Source organism: Pseudomonadota bacterium (genome assembly GCA_040752895.1).
Classification (GTDB): Bacteria; Pseudomonadota; Alphaproteobacteria.
The window spans coordinates 110,664-135,419 of sequence record JBFMHN010000004.1 but is presented as its reverse complement, the minus strand read 5'-3'; the positions used below and the strand labels follow the sequence as shown (position 1 = coordinate 135,419).

Sequence of the window (24,756 nt, the reverse complement as noted above, 5' to 3'; positions counted from 1 at the left end):
TCGCGCATCCTCCGCCCATGAGAAACCCGACGGATTCGACATACCGGACCGCGCTCGTCACCGGGGCCGCCCAGCGGATCGGCCGGGCCATTGCCCTCGACCTTGCCCGTCATGGCTGGCGCATCGGCGTACACTACCGCGATTCTCCGGAGGCCGCGAAAGCCGTGGCCGAGGCTATCCGAGAGGCCGGCTCCGAAGCCGTTCTCCTGGAGGGCGACCTCGGCCAAGAGGCGTCAACGGCGACCCTCGTGCCAAGGGCCATGGACGCGCTGGGCCCGCTTGGCCTTCTCGTCAACAACGCCTCGATCTTCGAGCTCGATACGATGGAAACAGCGACCCGCCAATCCTGGGACGACCATCTGGAGGTCAATTTGCGGGCCCCCTTCGTCCTCGCCCAGGCTTTCGTCAAGGCCATGCCCGCGGAAGCACGCGGCAACGTCGTCAACTTGATCGATCAGCGTGTGTGGAACCTGACGCCGCATTTCATTTCCTACACGCTGAGCAAGGCCGGCCTATGGACGTTGACGCAGACGATGGCGCTGGCGCTGGCGCCCCGCGTCCGCGTGAACGCGATCGGACCGGGACCGACGCTACCTTCCCGCCGGCAAAGCGAGGAACAATTCGCGCACCAGGCCGCCCGCCTGCCGCTGGGGCACGGCACGACGCCAGAGGAGATTTGCGACGCCCTTCGTTTTCTGCTTGCGGCCCCTGCCGTGACCGGGCAAATGATTGCCTTGGATGGTGGGCAGCACTTAGGCTGGGCCCAGCCGTCCGGCAAGGCCCAGCCGCCGGAATAGACGGCGCGACCTTCCATCAGCGCCCCTGGGGAAATTTTCCGCCATGACCCCGCTCAACCTCGTGCATCCGAAACCGGCATCGAAGACGGCAAAGCCGCTACGGCGCGTCTTCGTGCGCGATTTTGTGCTGCCCTGCCGAATCGGCGTCCATCATCACGAACGCACCTGCGAGCAACGCGTGCGGGTGAACGTGGACCTCGCCGTCCATGAGAACGACGCCGCCATCGCGGACCGGCTCGAGGGTGTCGTCTGCTACGAGAAGATCATCGCTGGCATCCGCGGAATCGCGGCGGCCGGCCATCTCAACCTCGTCGAGACGCTGGCCGAACGGGTCGCCAGCCTCTGTCTCGATGACCCGCGCGTGGCCGAGGCGCGCGTACGGATCGAGAAGCTCGATGTCTTTCCGGATGTGGGTAGCGTAGGCGTCGCGATCACACGGCGCCGGGATTCCCACGAACGATAGCCAATCCCACAATTAAACCAACGCGTTATCCTGGCAAGCTGAAGCAAAGTTGTGCACAGGACGTCTAGCCCGGTAAAACGGCGGAGAAATCCGCCAACCCCCCGGCGCTCTTTCTATATTGGCAAGATTTTTACTTTTAAATCAATCAGTTAGAAGGAGACCCCGGCAACCGGGAAGGATCCGGGAAAAAGACATCTTAACCTTTCGGGAGCCGTCATCCTCAAACTTATCCACAATTTTGGCGGAAGCACCGCTCTTCCCATATCCTATCGTACCGACCGCCAACCGGACCGTGCCCATGGCAAGGAAACCTACCCCATCCCCTGCCCCCTCCAAGGCAAGCGCCGCCCTTCGCCTGGAAAGCGGCGCTGCCGTTATCGCGGCCCTGCTCGCCACCTTGCCGGAAACCCCGGGCGTTTACCGGATGATCGGACGGGAAGAGAAGGTTCTGTATGTTGGCAAGGCGAAAAACCTGCGCAAACGCGTCTCGACCTACCGCATCCCTTCGCGCCTTTCGACCCGGCTTGCCCGCATGGTGGCGGAAACCAGGGCGATGGAGTTCATCACCACCCACACCGAGGCCGAGGCGCTTCTTCTCGAGGCGAACCTCATCAAGAAGCTCAGACCCCATTACAACATCTTGCTCCGGGACGACAAATCCTTCCCCTACATCCTGATCACCGCCGATCCCCCATGGCCGCAAATCCGGAAGCATCGGGGACCACGCAGCCGGAAGGGCGAATATTTCGGCCCTTTCGCCTCGGCGGGGGCTGTGAACAAGACGCTCGCCACGCTTGAACGCGCCTTTCCGTTGCGCTCCTGCCCGGACAGCATTTTCGCAAGCCGCACGCGGCCTTGCCTGCAATACCAGATCAAGCGCTGCGCGGCGCCTTGCGTCGGGCGCATCGCACCCGAGGATTACGCGGCGATCGTCCAGGAAGCCCGCGACTTCCTGACCGGGCGGTCGCGGCAGATCCAGAAGAAGCTTGATGAACGGATGCGGGCGGCAAGCCTGGGGCTTGACTACGAGAAGGCCGCCTTCTACCGCGACCGCATCCAGGCCCTGACCGAGATTCAAGGCCGCCAGGGTGTCGCCGTCGAAGGGATGGAAGATGCCGATGTCGTCGCCGTCCACCAAGCCGGCGACGCCTGGTGCATCCAGGTCTTTTTCTTCCGCGCCGGCCAGAATCTCGGGAACCGGGCCTACTTTCCGACTCAGGCGAAAGGGGCCGAAGCCGGCGAGGTGCTGGCCGCCTTTCTCGGCCAGTTCTACGACGGCACGCCGCCACCGAAAGCCGTCCTCCTAAGCCACGCGATCCCAAAACTTCCACTGATGGCGGAAGCGCTTTCTCTGAAAGCCGGCCGCAAGGTGACGCTTTCCCACCCCCGGCGCGGACCAAAGCGGAAGTTGGTCGCCAACGCCCTGCTCAACGCTCGGGAAGCCCTTGGCCGGCGGCTTTCGGAGAGCACGGCCCAGCGCAAGTTGCTGGAAGGGGTGGCCGAGGTCTTCGGCCTGGACGCCGCCCCGGAACGAATCGAAGTCTATGACAACAGCCACGTCTTCGGCGCCCACGCCGTCGGCGCCATGATCGTGGCCGGGCCGGGCGGCTTCGTAAAAAACGCTTACCGAAAATTCACCATCCGCACGACCGGCCGGCCGGCCGACGACGGCGGTATTTCGCCGGGCGACGATTATGGCATGTTGCGCGAGGTGTTGACCCGGCGCTTCGGCCAGACGCTGAAGGAAGACCCCGAACGGGCGAGCGCCACCTGGCCGGACCTGCTTTTGATCGACGGCGGCGCCGGCCACCTGCGCGCCGCCCTTGAGGCGCTGGCCGATCTCGGCCTAAGCAACCTTGCGGTCGCCGCTATCGCGAAGGGGCCCGACCGCAACGCCGGCCGCGAACGCTTCTTCCAGCCGGACCGGCCGCCCTTTACGCTCGAGCGGCGCGATCCTGTCCTCTATTTCCTCGAACGGCTGCGGGACGAAGCCCATCGCTTCGCCATCGGCGCGCACCGCGCGAAGCGGTCAAAGGCAATCGGCCAATCCCTCCTCGACGCCATCCCGGGCGTCGGTGGCAAGCGTAAGCGTGCGCTTCTTCACCATTTCGGCTCCGCGCGAAGCGTCGCCGGCGCCGGGATCGAGGATTTGGAAAAAGTGGAGGGTATAAGCCACGCCATCGCGAAAAAAATTTATGATCATTTCCATAGCGGCGGCTAGAATGTCGCCAAGCCCGAATCCCGCGCGGTGCATGGCGCACAAAAGCGGCGGCTTCCCGGATACGTCATGATCCTGAACCTTCCGAATCTGCTGACGATTTCGCGTATTCTTTTTCTGCCGCTTTTCGTCGGCGGCTTTTACCTGGCGGACCCGGCCGCCAGGTGGGTTACCTTCGTGGTCTTCGCGCTGGCCGGAATAACAGATTTCTTTGACGGTTACATCGCCCGCGCCCGGCGACAGGTGTCCAGCTTTGGGCGGTTTCTCGATCCCGTCGCCGACAAGCTTCTGATCGTGAGCGCGATCGTCATGCTGACCGCGTTCGACCGCATCGCGGGCCTTGTCGTGCTGCCGGCGCTGGTGATCCTGTGCCGGGAGATTCTGGTTTCCGGGCTTCGGGAATTCCTCGCCGAAGTGCAGATCGGCGTGCCGGTCAGCCGCCTCGCAAAATGGAAAACGGGAATCCAGATGGTGGCGATCGCCTGCCTCCTGCTGGGCGACGCCGTGCCGGGCCTGCCGCTTGAGACGGCGGGTGTTGTCGGCATCTGGGGGGCGGCCGCGCTGACCCTCCTCACCGGTTACGATTACTTCCGCTCCGGCCTCGTCCACGTGCTGAAGGCGCCGCCGGGAGAGAAACCGGACGCCGACTCGTCGCGAGGGTCGTCCACAACGACTTGAAATTCCTTTAGAAAGTTCCGATCTTCACGGAACGCGGGGAAAGCGAAAGTGAAACGGCGGCCCAACAACGGCATCTTCGGCATCACCGGCCCAAGCGGCAGCGGCAAGACGACGCTGATCGCAAGACTTCTTCCCGAATTCAAGCGCCGGGGCATTGCCGTTTCCACGATGAAGCTTTCCCACCACGATATTGAAATGGACCGGCCCGGCAAGGACAGCCACAACCATCGGACGGCGGGCGCGCGGGAAGTCATGCTGGTGTCGAAGAACCGCTGGGCGCTGTTTCACGACTACGCGGAGGACGAAGACCGGCGCGATCTCGAGGGGTTGTGTTCGCGCATGGCGCCGGTCGACCTTATCCTCGTCGAGGGGCGACAGAGCTGCCCGCTCGGCAAGCTTGAGGTGCACCGCGGCGCAACCGGGAAGGCGCTTTTCTGCACGGAAGATGCGGAGATCGTCGCCATCGCCTCCGACCGTCCCCTGCCCGGGCTCAACCTCCCGGTCCTCGATCTCAACGACATCGCTACCATCGCCGAGTTCGTCGTCCGGCGACTGAAGGAAGCCCGATGACGCAGCTCTCCGACGATTGCTTCGAGGCGGGCGGACGCCGGATGCTGGCGGCGGAAGCCCTCGCCATCCTGAAGGCGCGTCTCGATGCCGTCGTGGAAACCGAAATGATCCCTTTGCGCAAGGCGGCGGGGCGGATCCTGGCCGAGGCCATCCGCTCTCCCCTTGACGTGCCGCCCCACGACAACACCGCCGTCGACGGTTACGCTGTCTTCTTCGACGACCTGAAGCCGGAAGGCGAAACGACGCTGCCGGTAACGGCGCGCATCGCCGCCGGCCATCCCTTGGACCGCCCCGCGAAACGCGGTGAGGCGCTTCGCATCTTTACCGGCGCGCCCGTCCCCCCGGGCCCGGACACCGTTTTTATGCAGGAAGACGGCGCGGAGGAGGCAAACGCCGTTCGCCTGCCGGCCGGAATCACGCGTGGGGCGAATGTGCGCAAGCGCGGCGAGGACATCCGGCGGGGCGACATCGTGCTGACCCGCGGGCGACGCCTGCGACCGCCGGACGTAGGTCTTGCCGCTTCGCTCGGCGCCGAGCGTCTGCGCGCCTTCAAACCGCTTCGGGTCGCCGTCTTCTCGACCGGCGACGAGGTGACGGAGCCGGGACACGGCTTGGCGGCAGGGGGCATATACGACGCCAACCGCTACACGCTGATGGCGCTTCTCGAGGGCATGGGGTGCGCGGTCACCGATCTCGGCATCCTGCCGGACCGGCTGGAAACGATCCGGGAAGCCTTGCGGGAGGCCGCCGGCCGGCATGACCTTCTCTTCACTTCGGGCGGCGTTTCGGTGGGCGAGGAAGACCATGTGCGCGCGGCGGTGACGGCTTTGGGGCGTTTGCACTTCTGGCAGCTTGCCATTAAGCCCGGCCGGCCGATCGCGCTAGGCCAGGTGGGGCGGGTGCCGTTCATCGGGCTGCCTGGCAACCCGGTCGCCGCCGCCGTCACTTTCCTCCGTTTCGCGAGGCCTGCGATCCTCCGCCTCGCCGGCGCGGAAAGCCCGGACCCCGTCGCCTACCGGGTGAAGGCGGGCTTTGCCATAAAAAAGAAGGCGGGCCGCCGGGAGTGGATCCGCTGCCGCCTCGTCCGGGACGGTGCCGGCGACCGGGTCGCCGAGCGGTTCCCCCGCGAGGGGTCGGGTATTCTCTCCTCGATGGTCGAATCGGATGGCCTCGTCGAACTGCCGGAGGACATGACGAAAATCGAGGTCGGCATGGCGGTGGATTTTCTGCCCTATGCGGAGTTGATGCCATGAAAATCCTCTATTTCGCCTGGCTGCGCGAGAAGGTGGGCTGCGCGGAAGAAGACCTTGCCCTGCCCGCCCATGTGCGAAGCGTCGAGGGGCTTCTCGACTGGCTCAAGGGAAGAAGCCCCGGCCACGCCGAGGCGCTGGCCGACCGCAAGCTCGTGCGGATCGCCGTCAACCACGACTACGTGGCCGGCGACCATGCGCTTAAGCCGGAAGACGAGGTCGCCCTTTTTCCCCCGGTCACTGGAGGCCGGTCATGATTCGTCTGCAGCAGGAAGATTTCGACGTCGGCCAGGAGTTGGAGAAACTCACGCAAGGCAACGCGAAGATCGGCGGCGTCGCCATCTTCGTCGGCGTCGTACGCCAGCCGGCGGCGGTAGGGCCATCCGCCGCCATACCGCTTGAGTACTACCCAAGTATGACTGGTGAAAAGCCAAGGGAAACCGCGGCGGATGTAGGGCAGGTCGCCATAACGCTTGAGCACTACCCATGTATGACCGAGAAGAAGCTCGAAGAAATCGACGCGGAGGCGCACCGCCGTTGGCCGCTGGAGACAAGCCTCATCGTCCACCGCTATGGACGGCTCAAGGCCGGCGATCGCATCGTGCTGGTGGCGACCACTTCCGCGCACCGGGAAGCCGCTTTCGAAAGCTGCCGGTTCCTGATCGACTGGCTGAAGACGAAGGCGCCCTTCTGGAAACGGGAGGAAACGGCGGCTGGCGCGCGCTGGGTGGACGCCGACGCCAAGGACGACGCGGCAATGGCACGCTGGATCGAAAGGAAACCTTGAGACCTTATAGCCCGCGCACCAAGTGGTCGTAGTCTTCCATCAGGTGGCGCGTGATCTCGCCGACGGTAAAACGGAACTCGGCGATCTCGCGGATGGGGGTGACTTCGGCGGCCGTGCCGGTAAGGAAGGCTTGCTCGAAGCCCGCCATTTCCTCCGGCTGGATCGCCCGCTCGACAACTTTGATACCGCGCTTGCGGGCAAGGCCGATCACCGTGCGCCGCGTGATCCCGTCGAGGAAGCAATCCGGAACCGGCGTGTGCAGCATGCCGTCCTTGACGAAAAAGATGTTGGCGCCGGTCGCCTCGGCGATCCGCCCCCGCCAGTCAAACATGAGGGCATCGTCGTAGCCCGCCGCCTCGGCGGCGTGTTTGGAAAGCGTGCAAATCATGTAAAGGCCGGCGGCTTTCGTCTTGGTCGGCGCCGTGTTCGGAGCGGGCCGCGCCCATTCCGAGATTACCATGCGCAAACCCTTGAGACGCGCCTCCTTCGAGAAATAAGAGGGCCACGGCCAGGCCGCGATCGCGACATGGATCCGCGTCTGCTGGGCGGCCACACCCATCATCTCGCTGCCGCGCCAGGCGAAGGGACGGAGGTAGCCGTCCGTAATATCAAGCGCCGTGACGACCTGGCGCGAGGCATCGTCGATTTCCGCGACCGTATAAGGAATCTTGAATCGAAGCGCGGCGGCGGAAGCAAAAAGCCGCTCGGTATGTTCCGTCAGCTTGAAGATATTCCCGCCATAGACCCGCACCCCCTCGAAGACGCAGCTTGCGTAATGGAGACCGTGGCTCAGCACATGGAGCTTGGCCTCGCGCCAGGGAACGAGGACGCCGTCATACCAGATGACCCCGTCGCGGTCATCGAAGGGCAGCACCGCCATGGCCAGTGTCTTTCCGGGATAAACCCTAGGAATTCCCTGCCTTTGCCGAAAGGGAGTTGATTCGAGTACCATTCCCCTTCATATATGTCAACATGACTGACGTAAAATTCGGTGCAAACCCGCTATTTCTACGCGAAGAAGCGCTTCGTCAGGGCATGGAGCTCCTGTTTTACGCCTACCGGGATTTCACCGCCGAGCCGGACGCCATCCTTGCCGAATACAAGCTCGGCCGGGCCCATCATCGGGTCATCTACTTCGTCGGCCGCTACCCCCTGATCAGCGTCAGCGAACTGCTCGCCATCCTGCGTATCACGAAGCAAAGCCTCTCGCGCGTTCTGAGCGAGCTTGTCCGCCAAAACTTCATCACCCAGCAGCCGGGTCAACGCGACCGCCGCCAACGCCTGTTGCAGTTCACGGCAAAAGGCGCCGAGCTGGAACGCCGGCTTTCCGAATCCCAGCGCCGACGCGTGGCGCGCGCCTTCCGGGCGGCCGGCGCCGAGGCCGTCGAAGGCTACCGCAAGGTCCTCATCGGCATGATCGACGAGAGCGAAAGGGCCAAGCTGCCGCGGATCGACAACCCGAACAGCTAGGGCGCGGACCCGCCATCCGCTATACTCCCCCCATGACGGCGGCATGCCCCCATATCCTGGTTGTCGACGACGATACCCGGCTTCGCGGCCTCTTGAAGAAGTACCTTACGGAAAACGGCTTCCGCGTAACGGCGGCGCAGGACGCGGCGGAGGCGCGCGACAAACTGCAAAGCCTGGTTTTTGACCTTATCGTGCTCGATGTCATGATGCCCGGCGAAAGCGGCCTTGATTTTACGCACGCGCTTCGCAAGGAAAACGACACCCCCATCCTCTTGCTGACGGCCATGGCGGAAGCCGATCACCGCATCAGGGGGCTGGAGATGGGCGCCGACGATTACCTGCCGAAACCGTTCGAGCCGCGGGAACTTGTGCTCCGAATCCAGACGATCCTGCGCCGCACCCGAACGGAGGAGAAAACCCCGCAGGAAATCCGGCTTGGAGATTTCGCCTTCGATCTCGCCCGCGAGGAACTGCGAAAGGGCGATACCCTCGTCCGCCTGACCGGCGCCGAGATGAGTCTGCTTGCCACGCTGGCGCGCAACGCCGGGCAGGCGTTGAGCCGGGAGAAGCTGGTCGAGGAGGGCCACATCCGGGGCGGCGTGCGGGCGGTTGACGTTCAGGTGACGCGTCTTCGCCGCAAGATCGAGCCCGACCCCAGGCTGCCCCGCTATCTCCAAACCATCCGCGGCCAGGGCTATGCGCTGCGGCCGGACCGCTGAGGCAAAGCATGCTGAAACGCTTCCTGCCGCAGACTCTTCTCGGACGGTCCTTGATGATCATCGTGACCCCGCTCGTGCTGCTGCAAATCGTTTCGACCTACATCTTCTACGAACGCCATTGGGATACGATCACCCGCCGCCTGGCCAGCGACTTGGCCGGCGAGATCGCCATCCTCACCCAGATGATCGAGCGCAACCCCGAAGCGGGGGACCGCGAGGTCATCCTGAACGAAGCCCTGAGCTATCTCGAAATTCGCGCCGTTCTCCGGCCGGGCGAAGCCTTGCCCGAAGGGCCGCCGACGCCGATCTTCAGCCCGCTCGACGACACCCTCCGGCACGAGCTCGGCCTGCGGCTGCGTTACCCCTTCCAGATCGATACCCAAAGCTATGACCGGGAGGTCGGGGTAAGTGTCCAGCTGCCGGAAGGCGTGCTTGCGGTTGTCGCTCCGCGCAAGCGTCTCTTCAGCTCGACAACCTACGTCTTTATCCTGTGGATGGTCGGCGTCTCCCTCATTCTTTTTGCGATCGCGACGGTCTTCATGCGCAACCAGGTGCGCCCGATCCGCCGGCTGGCGCTGGCCGCTGACCGCTTTGGGCGCGGCCTCGACGTACCGGACTTCCGGCCGGCCGGTGCCCTTGAGGTCCGCCAGGCGGCCAGCGCCTTCAACGTCATGCGCGAACGCATCCAGCGCCAAATTTCCCAGCGCACGGAAATGCTGGCCGGTGTTTCCCATGACCTGAGAACCCCGCTCACGCGGATCAAGCTTCAGCTCGCCATGTTGAAGGACGGCCCAGACGTTGCGAACCTGCGGGCCGACGTCGCCGATATGGAAACCATGCTGGAAGGCTATCTCGCCTTCGCCCGCGGCGAGGGAGGCGAAGCGCCGACCAGAGTCGATCTCGCCCCGCTCCTTCGCGAGGCGACGGAGCAGGCGCGGCGGGAGGGGATCGTCATCGATCTCCACATCGAAGGGGAAATGATCCTGCCACTTCGACGCGACGCCTTCCGGCGCGCGCTTGCCAACCTGATCTCGAACGGCGTGCGTCACGCCACCCATATCGCGGTCCGTGCCGGGCGGCGGAAAGACGATGTCGTCATCACGATCGACGACGACGGCCCGGGCATTCCAGCGGACAAGCGCGAGGCGGTCTTCCGCCCCTTCTATCGCCTGGACACCTCGCGCAACCGCGAGACGGGTGGCGTTGGGCTTGGCCTTTCGATCTGCCGGGATATCCTCCGGGGCCACGGCGGAGAGATTGCGCTCGACGATTCCCCGCTTGGCGGTTTGCGTGTCCGCCTGCGGCTGCCGCTGGATACCGCCCAAAAAGAATGAGGCCGCCGGCAAGCCGGCGGCCTCTAATCTTGCGTCGAAAAGCGACCTAGGTTAGGCGGCCTTCACGGACGACTTGCCGACGGTGGCTGCCTTTGCCGCCTTGGTAGCGCCCTTCGCCTGCTTTTGCACGGCGTTGCGGACCTCACCCAAGCTTTCTGCCACGCGCTTCTCGAAGACGTGGAAAATCGCGTTGGTGGATTTCGCCGTCAAATCGGCCATTTCGTTGAGATCGGCGAGCGTCTCTTCGAAAAGGTCCTTCGCCAGATCAACCTGCTTCACCGCCTTGTCCTCAAGCGCTTCGGCTTCGAACACCGCGGTTGCCCCCTTCGTGCAACAATCGAAGCACTCCTTGACGAGTTCCGCTTGGCGTTTCGCCAGAGTCTGCGCCCCGTCGAAAGCCAGCTGACTTAGGGTCGTCATGGCTTCCAGATTCTTGCGCTGGCTAACCAGCACCGCTTCGATATCGAATTCCGGGAAACGGAAATCGCCGAAAAGTTTCGTCACATCCGTATTACGGAAATCGCCGAAAAGTTTCGTCACATCCACGTTGGTAAACGGGTACATCTTTTCCATCTCAATCACCTTGCGTTCCTTTCAACGATCCGCCAAATCCGAAGGCGTCTGACCGTCATGTTGCGATATGTTGCATTGCACAATTCAGGGGAGAATATGCGCCCCCGAATGATGGGCGTCAAGAATTTTTTGCACTGCACAAAAACTGCGGAATTACGAGCCTTTCCGGCCGTCTTTCCTAGTCGCCAAGCTCGCGGGAACGGCGGACGGCGGCGGCGACGGCCCGCTCGAGAAGAGCTTCCAGGGCATCGTCGGCGAGCAATTCGTCAACCGCCGCCGCCGTCGTACCGCCCGGGCTCGTCACATGCTGGCGCAACACTTCCGGCGCCTCGCTGGATTGGTCGAGAAGGCTGCCGCTGCCGGAAACCGTCGCCCGGGCAAGCCGCCAGGCAAGCGGTGCCGGAAGCCCCGCCTTGATGCCGGCCTTCGCCAGACATTCCGTGAACAGAAAGACATAGGCCGGACCGCTGCCGGAAACCGCCGTGACGAGATCGAGCAAGGCCTCCGCCGCAACCCACTCCACCTCACCGACCGCCGCCAGCAGCCGCTGGCAAAGCGCGCGAGATTCCGCATCAACTGCCGCGTTCGCGCAAGCCACCGTGATGCCGCGACGGATGGCGGCCGGCGTGTTCGGCATGGCGCGGACGAGCGCGGCTTCTTTTCCCAACCGCTTCTCGAAAAAGTCGATCCGCTTGCCGGCAAGGATCGAAAGAAAGACGGTGCCGGCATTCACGAACCGGCGATACCCGTCGATAAGGGCGGCGATCTCTTGCGGCTTTACAGCGAAGACGACAGCGGCCGGACGGAAGGCGGCCTCAATCGCCTGCACGGAAACGACCCTACGAAGCCCGGCGCGATGGTGAAAAGCCCCGGCTGGGTTCGGCTCGACGACAACGATCCGTTCGGGAGCTGCGCCTTGCGCCAGCCAGCCGTCGAGCATGGCGCCACCCATCCTGCCGCAACCAACGAGGAGAACCGGCCCTTCCGCCAGCATGCCCGCACCCGGCCGTGCTTAGGCTTCGCCGATGGTGTCGAGCATGGCGAGCTTAAGGGCTTCCGCCGGTTCCTTGTCTCCCCAAAGCACGAATTGCAACGCCGGGTAGATGCGATCGCACTCGATCAGCGCCGTTTCCGTCAGATCCTCGATCTGCTCGGAACTCGCCCCGCGGATGCCGCGCAAGGGCAGCGTGTACCGAAACATCGGCAAGCCGTCCTCCGACCACATATCGAAGTGCCCCAGCCAAAGCCGTTCATTGGCCGACGTCAGAAGCTCGGCGACCAGACGGCGTTTCGGCAGCGGCACGCGAAGATCCATCGCGCAGGAAAAATGCAGGGCGTCGGCTTCCCGCCGCCAGGCGAAGTAAAGGTTGAGATCGCACCAGCGGCCCGGCACGTCGGCGGAAAGCTCTTCGCGGCTGGCGCGGCGGAAAAGCATGTCGCGGTGAACGAGAAAATCCTCGATGAGGTCGAGCGGATTTGCTGGACGCTGCTTGATGGTCGCGGAAGCCAAGGACATGGCGACGCCCCCCCAGGAAAGCGGATGGAAGCCCCCGCCGTTTTGATCGGACGGAGAGAGGGCCAGAGAACACGAGATATGGTGTATTGACCCTCCTTAATACACTATGGAGGCCAAATTGCCAGAATGTCTTACGTCATGCAAGCCAGGAGTGGGCGGGATGCCCCGACTTTCGTTTTGCCCCCCCGAAAGCGGAGGGAATCACCCTTGCCGTCTTACTTCTTTTCCGTGGCTTGGCCGAGAGCGGCCTCAAGAGCGGCGAGACGCTTCTCCAGAGCTGCCTGCCCGGCTTGCGCCTTGGCCGCCATCTCCTTCACCGCGTCGAATTCTTCACGGGTAACGAGACCCCGATCCGCCAGCAGACGGTCCAGCCGCTGCCGCACGAAATCCTCCGTTTCCCGCCGGAGCGCGGAAAGCGCCGAGAGCGCCCCAAGGGCGCCGCGGGCAAGGCCGTCGAAGGGGCGGGTTCCGGAATCCATGTTTCAATCCTCCGTTGGTGCCGCGTCGCGTACAGTCTAACATGAGTATAGCGCGATTGCGGCGGGCAAGCCTTAGGCCCTATAAGGGAAAAATCCAAAGGATAGCGGCATGATTCTCGTGACGGGTGGGGCCGGTTTCATCGGCTCGAACTTGCTGGCCGGCTTCGAGGCGCAAGGGGTCGGAGGACTCATCGCTTGCGACCATCTGGACGGCAGGGAAAAATGGCGAAACCTCGCCAAGCACAACCCGGACGACATCGTCCCCCCGGAAGCCCTGCCCGCCTTCCTCGACGACCACCGCGGCCAGGTGGAGGCCATCTTTCACCTCGGCGCCATCTCGGACACCACCGAGATGGATACGGAACGCCTGCTGGAAACGAATTTCCGCCTTTCCGTCACCTTATGGGAACGCTGCGCGAAGGAGGGCATCCGTTTTTTCTACGCTTCCTCCGCCGCCACTTATGGCGACGGCTCGCAAGGTTTCGACGACGACGGTTCGCCGGAAGCGCTCGCCTTGCTTCGGCCGCTCAACCCTTACGGCTGGAGCAAGCATCTCTTCGACCAGCACGTCGCCAAGGTCATCCGTAACGGCGAGCCGGAACCGCCCCAATGGGCCGGCGTCAAGTTCTTCAATGTTTACGGCCCGAACGAATACCACAAGGGACGCCAGAAAAGCGTCGTCGCCCAGATGTTCCCGGACGCCAAGGCGGGAAGGCCGGTACGTCTTTTCCGCTCCCACCATCCGGATTACCCGGACGGTGGCCAGCTTCGCGATTTCCTGTGGGTCGGCGACAGCGTCGATGCCCTTCTGTGGCTTTACGCGCACCCGGCGGTGAACGGCCTTTTCAACCTGGGTTCGGGCAAGGCGCAGAGCTTCCTCGACGTCGCCCACGCCCTGTTCGCCGCCCTCGGGACACCGCCGAAGATCGAGTTCATCGACACGCCGGAAGAAATCCGCGACCGCTATCAGTATTTCACCCAAGCCGAGATGGCGCGCCTTCGCCAGGCCGGCTACGGCCAGCCTTTTCTCTCTGTCGAGCAAGGGGTTTTTCGCTATGTCCGGGAATATCTGGACACGGCGGATCCCTACCGCTAGGAGGCTTCAAGGATGTTGCCCGCGCTCATTTTCCCCGCCATAGACCCCGTTCTCGTTTCCTTCGGTCCGGTTGTGATCCGGTGGTATGCGATGGCCTACGTGGTGAGCCTCCTGCTGGGCTGGTGGTACGTGCGGACCCTGGCCGCGAAACCGCCGACGACGATGACACCGCGGGACACCGACGATTTGCTGCTGTGGGCGACCTTCGGCGTCCTGCTCGGCGGGCGGCTGGGCTACGTTCTCATCTACAACCTGGATTTCTACCTGGCCCATCCAATGGAAATTCTGGCCGTGTGGCGCGGCGGCATGTCCTTCCACGGCGGCCTCGCCGGCGTGCTGATCGCGCTGGCGCTTTTCTGCCGATGGCGAAAACTTTCCTTCCTGGCGGTCGGCGATCTGGTTGCCTGCGCCACTCCGATCGGTCTTTTCTTCGGCCGCCTGGCGAATTTCATCAATGGCGAGCTTTACGGCCGGGCGACGGACATGCCGTGGGGGATGGTCTTTCCAACCGGCGGGCCGCAGCTCCGCCATCCCAGCCAACTCTATGAAGCGCTGCTCGAAGGGGTGGCGCTCTTCCTTCTTCTTTTCCTCTTGCACCGTTTCACGCGGGCGTCCCGGCACCCGGGGCTGCTTGGCGGTGTTTTCATGAGCGGCTATGGAATCGCCCGCTTCGGCGGCGAATATTTCCGCCAGCCGGACACCCAAATCGGCCTCCTAGGGCCGGGGCTGACGATGGGCCAGATTCTTTCCGTGCCGGTCCTGCTGGCCGGCATTGCCTTGTTGCTGTGGGCATGGAGAAGGCGGCCCATCTGAACCCGCTTGCCCGCTTGCTCCGCCGACGTATCGAACGCGGCGGCCCTATTTCGCTTGCCGAATACATGGCGCTGGCGCTTGGCCATCCCGAGTACGGCTATTACCGCACGCACGACCCCTTGGGCGCAGCCGGCGATTTTACGACAGCGCCAGAGATAAGCCAGATCTTCGGCGAGCTTCTCGGCGGCTGGTGCGCCGTCGTCTGGGAGGCGATGGGATCACCGGCGCCGGTCCTTCTCGTCGAGCTTGGCCCCGGGCGCGGCACGCTGATGGGGGACGCGCTGCGCGTCGCCCGCCTCAAGACGGGCTTCGAAGCCGCCGTTCGGCTGCACCTCGTCGAGACGAACGAAACGCTCCGGCGCGCCCAACAAAAGGCCCTCGCCGCCTTCCAACCCACTTTTCACAACACGTTCGCCGATCTGCCCGAGGGGCCGCTTCTGCTGCTCGCCAATGAGTTTTTCGATGCCCTCCCGGTTCGCCAGTTCGAACGCACGGCGGGCGGTTTCCGCGAACGGCTCGTCACCTTTTCGGAAGCCGACAGCACCTTCCGCTTCACGCTGGCGAAGGGGATGACCCCGCCGCAGCAAATCCCCGCCCGTTTGCACGCATGCGCGCCTGGAAGCGTCGTCGAGATTTCGCTACCCGCCCTTTCCCTCGCCCACGAAATCGGCCGGCGGGTCGCCGCCTTCGGCGGGGCGGCCCTTGCCCTCGACTACGGTTCGGACCTGTCGAAGCCCGGGGCAACGTTCCAGTCCGTGCGGGAACATCGCCGCCACGACCCGCTCGACCGCCCGGGCGAGGCGGACCTCTCGGCCCATGCCGATTTCGAATCCCTCGCCGAGGCCGCCCGCCAAGCCGGGGCGCGGGCGACGGCCATCCTGCCCCAGGGGCTCTTCCTGGAACGTCTTGGCATGCATGCCCGCGCCGAACACCTGATCGCGCGGGCGGACGACGAAGCAGCGGAACGCATCCGCACCGCCTGCCGGCGCTTGATCGCGGCGGAGGAAATGGGCACCCTTTTCCGGGCGCTTGCCATTGCCCACCCCGATTTAACCACGCTTCCCGGCTTTGACGATGGCGCGTAGGGTTCCATGCTGACGCATTTTCTCCTTAATCGGTTTCCCCGCGTTTCCCATGCCTTCTTCACCCGCGAAGGCGGCGCCAGCGAAGGCATCTACGCCTCTCTCAACTGCGGCCCCGGTTCACGCGACGCGCCGGGCCGCGTGCAGGAAAATCGAAGACGGGCGATGGCGGCCTTCGGGCTTTCCGGCGAACAACTTGCAACGGCGCGGCAGGTGCATGGAAAGACCGTGTTCCGCGTCGAGCAGCCTTGGGAGGCAGCTGGCGCACCGGAAGCGGACGGGCTTGTTACGAACGTCGCCGGGATTGCTCTCGGCATTCTCACCGCCGACTGCGCGCCGGTGCTGCTGGCGGATATGGAAGCCCGCGTCATTGGCGCCGCCCACGCCGGCTGGCGGGGCGCGAAGGGTGGCGTGCTGGAAGCCGTGGTCAGCGAGATGACACGCTTGGGGGCGGAGGCTTCCCGCATTGCCGCCGTCATTGGGCCTTGTATCGGCGCCGGCTCCTACGCGGTGGGCCCGGAGTTCCCGGTGCCCTTCCTGGCGGAGGACGCCGCCAACGCCCGCTTCTTCGTGGCAGGCGAGGAAGGCCGTTTGCGATTCGATCTTGGGGCCTATGTTGAATCGCGGCTCGGCAAGGCCGGTGTCGCCAGCGTGGCGCGGGTCGAGGCGGACACCTGCCGCGAGGCGACGCGTTTCTTTAGCTACCGCCGCTCGCTTTGGAACGGCGAGCCGGATTACGGCCGGGCGCTTTCCGCCATCGCGCTTAGGGAAGAAGAAGGCTAGGCCCGATGCCGCATCTCGTCCACTTCCTGGCGTTTCTATCGGCGGGCATGGTTCTCGCCCTGCTTGCAAGCTGCGTGGTCTGACGTGCGGGCGAATCTCACCTTCCGGCTTTTTCTCGGCGGGCTCGGCCTTGGCCTGTTTGCCGCCTGCGGCACGCTCTCCGGCCCGTTCACGCCGGAAGCGCGCACGGACACCGAAAAAACCCAACTCTTCCCGCCCGAAGGGGCGGGCCTTTGGATGGCGGCTTTGCGCGGATTGCCGCCGCAATCGGCGGACCGTGTCAAGGACGCCCTGCTGGCGACGCTTGAGGCGGAAGGAATTCCGGCCAGCGCCGCCAACCGGAACCCAGCCAGCCTGCGCCTAGACGGCGAGGCGGAACGGACCGAGACGGCGCCCGGAACGGACCGCCTCGTGCTGCGCTGGACGCTGCGTTCGACGACCGGGGAGACGATCGGCACGATCGAGGAGGCAGAAACCCTTCCCGCCGCGGTTTGGGAAAGCGAGCCGCACCACCTCGAGGACATGGCCGGCGTGGCAGGCCGCAAGCTGGCCAAGCTCGCGCGCCGGGGCTGGACGGGCCAGCGGGTCTCCACCGTTGCCGTCCGGCCGGTGGACGGCGCGCCGAAGGACGGCCAGGAATTGCTCACCCGCGCGGTGCAGGCGGCGATCGCGCGCGCCGGCGTGCCGGTGTCCTTCGGCGAGGCGGAGCCGAACTTCGTCCTACTAGGCGAGATGCGGCTTGGCTCCGCGAGGGAAAGCCGCCAGCCGGTCGAGCTCGTCTGGACGCTGATCCGCCCCGATGGCGGGGCTATTGGCTCCTTTACCCAGCAAAACACTATTCCGGAAGGGCAGACGACCGGCACCTGGGGGGAGATCGCCCCCAGCATCGCTGCCGGCACGGCCGAAGGCGTCCTCGCCCTGCTCGAAGGCCTGCCCCGCGATAGGAGCGAAAATCCTTGAATTTCCCTGCTATCGGCCGGCGCCGTCTGGCCCCTTCTTCATTTACAAGGGCGGCGTTCCGCTGCTAGATTTCGCCCGCATTCGCGCGCGGGAGGCCGGGCCGGGCCGGAAGGCGCGGCAGGTGCGAGGAAATCCGTATGAAAGTAATCAGTTGCAACGCGAATCGGCCGCTCGCCGAAGCGATCTCGGCTTGGCTCCGGCTGCCGCTCGCCACCACCGAAATCCGCCGCTTTGCCGATAACGAGGTTTTCGTCGAGGTGCACGAGAACGTCCGCGGCGAAGACGTCTTCGCCATTCAGCCCACCTCCTACCCGGCAAACGACAACCTGATGGAGCTTCTGGTCACCCTGGATGCGCTTCGCCGCGGATCGGCCCAGCGGATCACCGCCGTCATCCCCTATTTCGGTTACGCCCGCCAGGATCGGAAGACCGGCCCGAGGACGCCGATCTCGGCCAAGCTGGTCGCCAACCTGATCGGGGTCGCCGGCGCCAACCGAGTGTTGACGCTCGACCTGCACGCCGCCCAGATTCAGGGCTTCTTCGATATTCCCGTCGACAACCTGTTCGCCGCCCCGGTTTTCGTGCACGACATTCGCGCAAACTACGACGGCAAGGACCTCACGATCGTTTCGCCCGACGTCGGCGGCGTGGTTCGCGCCCGCGCCATCGCGCGCAGGCTCGACGCCGACCTTGCGATCATTGATAAGCGGCGCGAACGCGACGGCGTTTCCGAGGTCATGAACATCATCGGCGAGGTGAAAGGCCAGCATTGTCTTTTGGTGGACGATATCGTCGATTCCGCAGGCACGCTTTGCAACGCCGCCGTCGCCCTGAAGGGAGCCGGCGCCGCGTCGGTCTCGGCCTACGCCACCCACGGCGTGCTTTCCGGCGAGGCGGCAAACCGGATCGAGGCCTCGCCGCTGGAAACGCTCGTCATAACCGACAGCATCCTGGCGACGGAAGGGCACACAAAAGCCAAAAAAATCCGTCAGATCTCGATCGCGCCGCTGCTGGCCGAGGCGATGCTTCGAATCAGTGAGGAAAGTTCCGTTTCCTATCTCTTCAACTAGCAAGAATGCGCGCGCCGGCACCCCTGGAGGCCGACGCCGCACAAGCCAAGACAAGGACAAGAAAGGAGAAGTTGGATGGCCGACATCGTTTCAAGCTTTAGCGCGGAAATCCGCGAACGGGCCGGAAAGGGGGCCGCCCGTGCCGATCGTCGCCTGGGCCACGTGCCGGGCGTGATTTACGGCAACAAGGAAAAGCCCGTCATGATCACGCTGGCGCCCCGGGATCTTAAGAAGGAACTCCATAAGCCCGGGTTTTTCACGCGACTTTTCGACGTCGATATCAACGGCGAAAAGCATCGCGTACTGCCACGCGACGTCCAGATACACCCCCTGACGGATGCCCCGCTTCACATCGATTTCATGCGCGTCACGGCGGACACGACCATTACGGTCGAGGTGCCGGTCATCTTCACGAACGAGGCGCTTTCACCCGGTATCAAGCGCGGCGGCGTGCTGAACATCGTCCGCCACGAGATCGAATTGATCTGCAAGGCGATGGAGATTCCCCATTCGCTTACGGTGAATCTGGAAGGCCTCGAGATCGGCGACGGCATCCACATCAGCGATATCCAGTTGCCCGCGGGTGTGCGGCCGACCATCGCCGACCGCGACTTCACCATCGCGACGATCGCCGCACCTTCCGTCCTCAAGACGGCGGAGGAAGAGAAGGCCGAGGCCGAAGCCGCAGCCGTAGCCGCAGCGGCAGCCGAAGCCGCGGGCGGCGAGAAACCCGAGGCCGGGGCCGAAGGCAAAGGTGAGGGCGAAGGCAAGGGCGAGGGCAAAGGGAAAGGCGACTAGGCGATTCCCGTCATGCTGCTTCTGGTCGGCTTGGGAAACCCAGGCTCGGAGTTCGCTGGCAACCGTCACAACGCCGGCGTCCTGGCGGTCGAGGCGATTGCGCGGCGCCATGGCTTCGGACCTTTCCGCCGGCGCTTCCAGGGGCAACTCGCGGAAGGAACGCTGGCCGGAGAAAAAGCCATGGCGCTTAAGCCCGAAACCTTCATGAACGATTCCGGAGAATCCGTCGCTGCCGCCGTTCGCTTCTACAAGCTTGCGCTTTCCGATGTCCTCGTCGCGCACGATGACATAGACCTAGCCCCCGGCAAGGTGCGCATAAAGCAAGGTGGTGGCGACGGCGGCCATAATGGCCTGCGCAGCATCGACCGGCATTTGGGCAAGGACTACCGGCGGCTGCGCATCGGCGTCGGCCATCCCGGCGCCAAGGACAAGGTCGCCGACTACGTGCTCTCGGACTTTTCCAAGGCGGACAAGGTAGTGCTTGACCCTCTGTTGGAGGCGATCGCCGAAGAAGCGGACCTTCTCGTCACCGACGAGAGTTTATTTTTAAGCCGCGTCGCCCTCGTCCTCCATCCGCCGAAGCGCAAAGACCCGCCCGCCGAGGTTGAAGGTGGGGTTTAACTGTGGCATCGTCGGCCTGCCAAACGTTGGAAAGTCTACACTTTTCAACGCGTTGAGCGCGACGGCCGCGGCCGAGGTCGCCAACTACCCCTTCTGCACGATCGAACCGAACGTGGGCCGCATCGCCGTGCCGGACCCAAGACTCGACGTCCTCGCAAAGCTTGCGAAATCCGTCAAGGTGGTGCCGACGAGCCTCGAATTCGTGGACATCGCCGGCCTCGTCCGCGGGGCCAGCCGGGGCGAGGGACTGGGAAACAAATTCCTGGGCAGCATCCGCGAGGTGGACGCCATCCTCCATGTCGTGCGCTGCTTTGAATCGGGAGACGTGACCCACGTCGAAGGCGGCGTTGATCCGGTCCGCGACGCCGAAACGGTAAACACCGAATTGATGCTGGCCGACCTCGAAAGCCTGGAACGGCGAACCGAATCCCTTGCCAAGAAGGCGCGCGGCGGCGACAAGGCGGCGCGGGAGGAACTCGATCTCGCAACCCGCGCGCTTGAGGTGCTGAAGAAAGGCGAACCCGCCTCCCGCGCCCCGATCGAGGCAGGCGAGGAGGCGCGTTTCCGACAGCTCAACCTGTTGACGGCGAAGCCCGTCCTTTACGTCGCGAACGTCGAGGAGACGGCAGCGGGAACGGGCAACGCCCACTCCGCGACCCTGGCGACTTACGCGAAGGGGCTTGGCGCCGAGTGCGTCACCATTTCCGCCGCCATCGAGGCGGAAGTGGCGGCCTTCGAAAGTGCCGCCGAGCGCGAGGACTTCCTCGCTACGCTCGGCCTCAAGGAAACCGGGCTGGCGCGCATCATCCGGACGGGCTACGCGCTGCTAGGCCTGCTCACCTTTTTCACGGCGGGGCCGAAGGAAACGCGCGCCTGGACGGTGACCAAGGGGGCGACGGCGGCCGAAGCCGCCGGCACCATCCACACGGATTTCGCGCGCGGCTTCATCGCGGCGGCAACCATCGCCTACGAGGACTTCGTGGCTTACGGCGGCGAACAGGGAGCCAAGGAAGCGGGGAAGCTGCGTCTCGAGGGGCGCGACTACCTCGTCAAGGACGGCGACGTCTTCCACTTCCGCTTCAACGTCTAGGACCGGCCGGCGGCCGGGGGCGGCCTTCCCGTGATGGCGGCCGCCGCGCCGTAGGTTTCAAACTTTTTAAGGACTTCCGCCATTTCGGCGTCCGAAAGGATCGCCGGCTCGCCCACCTGCAAGGCCTGCATGTACTGCTCGGCCAGCGCCTCCACCTCGACCGCGAGACCGAGGGCGCCTTCCAGCGTCCGCCCCAAGGCGAGGATGCCGTGGTTGGCAAGCAGGCAGGCGCGCAGGCCCCGGAGCGCGGCGACGGCATGATCGGATAGCGCCTGGCTGCCGAAGGTGGCGTAAGGCGCGCAGGGAATGACGCGCCCACCCGCCACCGCCACCATGTAGTGGAAGGCGGGGATTTCGCGGCGAAGGCAGGCGAGCGCCGTCGCGAAGATCGGGTGCGCGTGGAGGACGACGTTCGCCTCCGGCCGGGCCGCCAGGATGTCGCGGTGAAAGCGCCACTCGGAGGATGGTTCGCGGTGGCCCTGCGGCGTGCCGTCGAAGTCCATGGCGACGATGTCGGCCGGCGTCATGTCGTCCGGCCCGATACCGGAAGGCGTCACCAGGAAACGCCCGCCGGCGCGCGCGCTCAGATTGCCCGAACGGCCGCGGTTCAAGCCAAGCGCGACCATGCGCTTGACCGCGGCGACCATTTCCTCGCGCAAGCCGGCGTTTTCCATGGCACCCATCCGTTCCGTTACGCCGCCCGCGGGCGGTCGGGGTAGAGCCTCGCCAGGCCTGCCGCCGAAGCTTCTGTCACCCCGCGCTCGGTAATCAAGGCCGTCACCAGCCGGGCCGGCGTCACGTCGAAGCCGATGTTGCGGACGGGGCTTGCTTCCGGCGTCAGCCAGACGGTCGCGAGCCTGCCTTCCGCGTCGAGGCCGGTGACGGAGGCGACCTCCGCCGCCGCCCGTTCCTCGATCGGGATGGCGCTACCTTCGCCAAGCCGCCAGTCGATCGAGGTGCCGGGCAGCGCCACGTAGAACGGCAGCGCGTTGTCGCGGGCCGCCAGCGCCTTCAGGTAGGTGCCGATCTTGTTGCAGACGTCCCCCGTCGCCGTGGTCCGGTCGGTGCCGACGATGCAGAGGTCCACCTCGCCCCGCTGCATCAGATGCCCGCCGGCGTTATCGACGATCACGGTGTGGGGCACGCCGTGCTGGCCAAGCTCCCAGGCCGTGAGGCCGGCGCCCTGGTTGCGGGGGCGGGTTTCGTCCACCCAGACGTGGACCGGGATGCCGGCGTCGTGGGCGCGGTAGATGGGGCTGAGCGCCGTCCCCCAATCGACGGTCGCCAGCCAGCCGGCGTTGCAGTGGGTCAGCACGTGGACGGGCCCGCCGTCGCCGCGCCGCTTGTGGGCTTCGGCCAGCAGGGGCAGGCCGTGCCGGCCGATCGCTTCGTTCTGGGCGACGTCTTCGTCGCAAATGGCGGCGGCGCGCGCATAAGCGGCGGCGGCGCGCCTTTCCACCGGCAGATTTTCGAGATGCCCGCGCATGTCCTCAAGCGCCCAGCGCAGGTTGATCGCCGTCGGCCGGGTCGCCAGCAGCGTGGCGCACGCCTCGGCAAGGGCCGCGTCGGAAGCTACCTTTCGCATGGCAAGAGCCACGCCATAGGCCGCTGTGGCCCCGATCAGCGGCGCGCCCCTGACCCACATCTCGCGGATCGCGCGCGCCGCGTCCGCCAGCGATTCCAGCGCCACGCATTCGAAGCGGTGGGGAAGCTTCGTCTGATCGATGATGCCGACCGACCGACCGTCGTCGTTCAGCCAAATCGTCCGCCGGTGTTTTCCCTGAACCTTCATGGCACCTTCATGGGCCGGGGCCGCCTACCCCTTCAGCGCCCGCCCGATAATCGCCTCCAGCCGCTTCAGCATTGCCGGGTCGCGCGCCTCTTTCGCCGTGACGATGGCGGTATCGAGCGCCCGGTCGCACCCTTCCGGGCAGGCGCCGTCCTTCCCCGCGTAGGGCACGCAACGGCGGACAAGTTCACGGGCCTTGTCGGCGTTGGCGAAAAGGACGGCGAGGATCGCTTCGACCGTCACGCCGTCGTGGTCGGGATGCCAGCAATCGTAGTCGGTGACCATGGCAACACTTGCGTAACAGATCTCCGCCTCGCGGGCGAGTTTCGCTTCCGGCATGTTCGTCATGCCGAGAACGTCGAAGCCGGAGCGCCGGTAGAAAGCGGATTCCGCCAGCGTCGAGAATTGCGGGCCTTCCATCGCCAGATAGACGCCGCCGCGCACGCAGGGGATGCTGGCCTCCCGGCAGGCCTTCTCGACGCCGTCGCCAAGCCGTGCGCAAACCGGCTTCGCCATCGCGACGTGGGCGACAAGCCCCTTGCCGAAGAAGCTTTTCTCGCGGGCGAAGGTGCGGTCGACGAATTGATCTACGATGACGAAAGTGCCGGGGGAAAGCGCCTCGCGGAGGCTGCCGACGGCGCTCAAGGAGAGGATTTCCGTGACACCGGCGCGCTTCATCGCGTCGATGTTCGCGCGGTAGTTGATGTCCCCCGGTGAAAGCCGGTGGCCGCGCCCGTGGCGAGGCAGAAAAACCAGATCGCGCCCAGCCAGCTCGCCGCAGAAGAAATCGTCCGAGGGTGTTCCGAAGGGGCTTTCGACGCACGCCCAGCGCGCGTTCCTCAACCCCGCGATCTCATAGAGGCCGCTGCCGCCGATGATGCCGAGCGCGCCCGGCCCTTTCGTCTTCGTCATGACGCGCCCCCCTTATCGCCGGCCCCGGCAAAGGCATCCCGCCATTTTAGCGCGCCCGCCCCGTCAAAAAAAGCAGGGGCCGTCCAGATCTCCGAAAAAACCGGTTTTTTCTAATGGAGCTTCGACCAGATCCGCCGCTTCACGGCGTAGAGCATCGCGGTCAGCAGGAGCATGAAGAGCAGCACCTTGACGCCGAGGCTTTTCCGCTCCTCGAGCTCCGGCTCGGCCGTCCAGGCCAGAAAGGTGGTGACGTCTTTCGCCATTTGTTCGATCGAGGCGGGCGTGCCGTCCTCGTACTCGACGCCATCCTCGTAAAGCGGCTGCGGCATGGCGATCTGGTGACCGGGGAAGACGTGGTTGTAAGCCATGCCGTCCATCATCTCGACCCCTTCCGGCACTTCGTCCGAATAGCCGGTAAGAACGCCATAGAGGTAATCCGCACCCCCCTTGCGCGCCTTGACGACCAGGGAAAGGTCGGGCGGCAGGGAGCCGTTGTTTGCAAAGCGCGCCGCCTTTTCGTTCGGGAAGGGCGAGACAAAATGGTCGGAAAGCTTGGCGGGACGGGTGAACATTTCGCCTTCGTCGTTCGGGCCGTCGGTGACTTCTTTCTGGGCGGCGACCTCCTTCGCTTCGTCTTCCGTGAAGCCGACGTCCACCAGGTTCCGGTAGGCGACCAGCGAAAGCGAATGGCAGGCGGCGCAAACCTCCTGATAGACCTGATGGCCGCGGCGAAGCGCCGCCCGGTCGAAGCGGCCGAAGATCCCGTCGAACGACCATTCGTGCTTTTTATAGGTGGCCCCGCCCGCCGCCGCCGGCGTCGCGCCGACCAGCAGCAGGCCAAGCCCGAACAGACCGAGAAGAAGAAAGCCGCGTTGCGCGCGCATGGCC

28 protein-coding genes and 1 pseudogene are annotated in these 24,756 nt (G+C 64.9%); 20 read left to right on the top strand and 9 right to left on the bottom strand.

Going from position 1 to position 24,756, the window contains the following annotated elements; all coding sequences use genetic code 11:
- The first annotated feature begins 17 nt into the window (after window positions 1-17).
- The 8 genes and pseudogenes from AB1781_08635 (at window position 18) to AB1781_08600 (ending at window position 6,763) form a co-directional block, all read left to right on the top strand.
- Window positions 18-797: an SDR family oxidoreductase gene (locus AB1781_08635; GenBank protein MEW5704633.1), complete on the top strand. Its 780-nt coding sequence runs from the start codon at window positions 18-20 to the stop codon at window positions 795-797.
- A gap of 43 nt (window positions 798-840) precedes the next feature.
- Complete coding sequence (gene folB / locus AB1781_08630; protein ID MEW5704632.1) at window positions 841-1,260, top strand: dihydroneopterin aldolase; 420 nt, start codon at window positions 841-843, stop codon at window positions 1,258-1,260.
- A gap of 376 nt (window positions 1,261-1,636) precedes the next feature.
- A pseudogene (gene uvrC / locus AB1781_08625) lies at window positions 1,637-3,481 on the top strand (excinuclease ABC subunit UvrC).
- Window positions 3,482-3,547: 66 nt separating this feature from the next.
- Entirely contained in the window at window positions 3,548-4,156 is a 609-nt protein-coding gene (gene pgsA / locus AB1781_08620) for a CDP-diacylglycerol--glycerol-3-phosphate 3-phosphatidyltransferase (protein MEW5704631.1), read from the top strand.
- A 48-nt stretch (window positions 4,157-4,204) separates the two neighbouring features.
- Window positions 4,205-4,726, top strand: coding sequence for a molybdopterin-guanine dinucleotide biosynthesis protein B (mobB, locus tag AB1781_08615; GenBank protein ID MEW5704630.1), 522 nt, complete (start codon window positions 4,205-4,207; stop codon window positions 4,724-4,726).
- A complete protein-coding gene (glp, locus tag AB1781_08610; protein MEW5704629.1) occupies window positions 4,723-5,979 on the top strand; it encodes a gephyrin-like molybdotransferase Glp in 1,257 nt (418 codons plus the stop codon). Before mobB ends, glp begins: the two co-directional genes overlap by 4 nt.
- The gene (moaD, locus tag AB1781_08605; protein ID MEW5704628.1) at window positions 5,976-6,233 is read left to right on the top strand and encodes a molybdopterin converting factor subunit 1; all 258 of its coding nucleotides are present in this window, start codon (window positions 5,976-5,978) and stop codon (window positions 6,231-6,233) included. The genes glp and moaD overlap by 4 nt, the downstream gene beginning before the upstream one ends.
- Window positions 6,230-6,763, top strand: a complete 534-nt coding sequence (locus tag AB1781_08600; protein ID MEW5704627.1) for a molybdenum cofactor biosynthesis protein MoaE — start codon at window positions 6,230-6,232, stop codon at window positions 6,761-6,763. The genes moaD and AB1781_08600 overlap by 4 nt, the downstream gene beginning before the upstream one ends.
- Before the next feature lie 4 nt (window positions 6,764-6,767).
- Here AB1781_08600 and AB1781_08595 read toward each other — a convergent pair whose 3' ends face one another.
- Entirely contained in the window at window positions 6,768-7,643 is an 876-nt protein-coding gene (locus AB1781_08595) for a branched-chain amino acid aminotransferase (GenBank protein MEW5704626.1), read from the bottom strand.
- 92 nt (window positions 7,644-7,735) lie between these two features.
- On the opposite strand from AB1781_08595, the gene AB1781_08590 reads away from it, so the two are divergent.
- From AB1781_08590 to AB1781_08580, 3 genes are read left to right on the top strand one after another with little or no spacing between them, the layout of a single operon-like run.
- Entirely contained in the window at window positions 7,736-8,233 is a 498-nt protein-coding gene (locus AB1781_08590) for a MarR family transcriptional regulator (GenBank protein MEW5704625.1), read from the top strand.
- 32 nt (window positions 8,234-8,265) lie between these two features.
- The gene (locus AB1781_08585) at window positions 8,266-8,952 is read left to right on the top strand and encodes a response regulator (protein ID MEW5704624.1); all 687 of its coding nucleotides are present in this window, start codon (window positions 8,266-8,268) and stop codon (window positions 8,950-8,952) included.
- 8 nt (window positions 8,953-8,960) lie between these two features.
- Window positions 8,961-10,286 carry an ATP-binding protein gene (locus AB1781_08580; GenBank protein MEW5704623.1) on the top strand — a complete coding sequence of 442 codons (1,326 nt, stop codon included), beginning with the start codon at window positions 8,961-8,963 and terminating at the stop codon, window positions 10,284-10,286.
- A gap of 51 nt (window positions 10,287-10,337) precedes the next feature.
- On the opposite strand, the gene AB1781_08575 is transcribed toward AB1781_08580, so the two are convergent.
- From AB1781_08575 to AB1781_08560, 4 genes are all read right to left on the bottom strand, one after another.
- Window positions 10,338-10,859: a phasin family protein gene (locus tag AB1781_08575; GenBank protein ID MEW5704622.1), complete on the bottom strand. Its 522-nt coding sequence runs from the start codon at window positions 10,857-10,859 to the stop codon at window positions 10,338-10,340.
- A gap of 178 nt (window positions 10,860-11,037) precedes the next feature.
- Complete coding sequence (gene proC / locus AB1781_08570) at window positions 11,038-11,853, bottom strand: pyrroline-5-carboxylate reductase (GenBank protein MEW5704621.1); 816 nt, start codon at window positions 11,851-11,853, stop codon at window positions 11,038-11,040.
- An 18-nt stretch (window positions 11,854-11,871) separates the two neighbouring features.
- Window positions 11,872-12,375, bottom strand: coding sequence for a YbjN domain-containing protein (locus AB1781_08565; protein ID MEW5704620.1), 504 nt, complete (start codon window positions 12,373-12,375; stop codon window positions 11,872-11,874).
- A gap of 215 nt (window positions 12,376-12,590) precedes the next feature.
- On the bottom strand, window positions 12,591-12,854 hold the full coding sequence (locus AB1781_08560) for an accessory factor UbiK family protein (GenBank protein ID MEW5704619.1): 264 nt from the start codon (window positions 12,852-12,854) through the stop codon (window positions 12,591-12,593).
- 109 nt (window positions 12,855-12,963) lie between these two features.
- Here AB1781_08560 and rfaD point away from each other — a divergent pair, with 109 nt between their 5' ends.
- The 9 genes from rfaD to ychF all read left to right on the top strand — a co-directional run bounded on the left by rfaD (window position 12,964) and on the right by ychF (window position 21,167).
- On the top strand, window positions 12,964-13,950 hold the full coding sequence (gene rfaD / locus AB1781_08555; GenBank protein ID MEW5704618.1) for an ADP-glyceromanno-heptose 6-epimerase: 987 nt from the start codon (window positions 12,964-12,966) through the stop codon (window positions 13,948-13,950).
- A gap of 12 nt (window positions 13,951-13,962) precedes the next feature.
- Window positions 13,963-14,763 (top strand): prolipoprotein diacylglyceryl transferase, encoded by an 801-nt coding sequence (gene lgt, locus AB1781_08550; GenBank protein MEW5704617.1) that lies wholly within the window; start codon window positions 13,963-13,965, stop codon window positions 14,761-14,763.
- Window positions 14,760-15,848, top strand: coding sequence for an SAM-dependent methyltransferase (locus AB1781_08545; protein MEW5704616.1), 1,089 nt, complete (start codon window positions 14,760-14,762; stop codon window positions 15,846-15,848). Before lgt ends, AB1781_08545 begins: the two co-directional genes overlap by 4 nt.
- A gap of 6 nt (window positions 15,849-15,854) precedes the next feature.
- Window positions 15,855-16,628 carry a peptidoglycan editing factor PgeF gene (gene pgeF, locus AB1781_08540; protein ID MEW5704615.1) on the top strand — a complete coding sequence of 258 codons (774 nt, stop codon included), beginning with the start codon at window positions 15,855-15,857 and terminating at the stop codon, window positions 16,626-16,628.
- Window positions 16,629-16,712: 84 nt separating this feature from the next.
- Complete coding sequence (locus tag AB1781_08535) at window positions 16,713-17,588, top strand: hypothetical protein (protein ID MEW5704614.1); 876 nt, start codon at window positions 16,713-16,715, stop codon at window positions 17,586-17,588.
- 137 nt (window positions 17,589-17,725) lie between these two features.
- Window positions 17,726-18,658 carry a ribose-phosphate pyrophosphokinase gene (locus tag AB1781_08530; protein MEW5704613.1) on the top strand — a complete coding sequence of 311 codons (933 nt, stop codon included), beginning with the start codon at window positions 17,726-17,728 and terminating at the stop codon, window positions 18,656-18,658.
- 75 nt (window positions 18,659-18,733) lie between these two features.
- Complete coding sequence (locus AB1781_08525; protein MEW5704612.1) at window positions 18,734-19,456, top strand: 50S ribosomal protein L25/general stress protein Ctc; 723 nt, start codon at window positions 18,734-18,736, stop codon at window positions 19,454-19,456.
- Between the two features lie 12 nt (window positions 19,457-19,468).
- Window positions 19,469-20,077, top strand: a complete 609-nt coding sequence (pth, locus tag AB1781_08520) for an aminoacyl-tRNA hydrolase (protein MEW5704611.1) — start codon at window positions 19,469-19,471, stop codon at window positions 20,075-20,077.
- Window positions 20,067-21,167: a redox-regulated ATPase YchF gene (gene ychF / locus AB1781_08515; protein ID MEW5704610.1), complete on the top strand. Its 1,101-nt coding sequence runs from the start codon at window positions 20,067-20,069 to the stop codon at window positions 21,165-21,167. Before pth ends, ychF begins: the two co-directional genes overlap by 11 nt.
- Here ychF and AB1781_08510 read toward each other — a convergent pair.
- From AB1781_08510 to AB1781_08495, 4 genes are all read right to left on the bottom strand, one after another.
- Window positions 21,164-21,850, bottom strand: a complete 687-nt coding sequence (locus AB1781_08510) for a class II aldolase/adducin family protein (protein MEW5704609.1) — start codon at window positions 21,848-21,850, stop codon at window positions 21,164-21,166. The genes ychF and AB1781_08510 overlap by 4 nt on opposite strands.
- Window positions 21,851-21,858: 8 nt before the next feature.
- On the bottom strand, window positions 21,859-22,959 hold the full coding sequence (mtnA, locus tag AB1781_08505) for an S-methyl-5-thioribose-1-phosphate isomerase (GenBank protein MEW5704608.1): 1,101 nt from the start codon (window positions 22,957-22,959) through the stop codon (window positions 21,859-21,861).
- A 24-nt stretch (window positions 22,960-22,983) separates the two neighbouring features.
- Window positions 22,984-23,868: an S-methyl-5'-thioadenosine phosphorylase gene (locus AB1781_08500; protein ID MEW5704607.1), complete on the bottom strand. Its 885-nt coding sequence runs from the start codon at window positions 23,866-23,868 to the stop codon at window positions 22,984-22,986.
- Between the two features lie 110 nt (window positions 23,869-23,978).
- Window positions 23,979-24,752 (bottom strand): cytochrome c1, encoded by a 774-nt coding sequence (locus tag AB1781_08495; GenBank protein ID MEW5704606.1) that lies wholly within the window; start codon window positions 24,750-24,752, stop codon window positions 23,979-23,981.
- Window positions 24,753-24,756 lie beyond the last annotated feature (4 nt).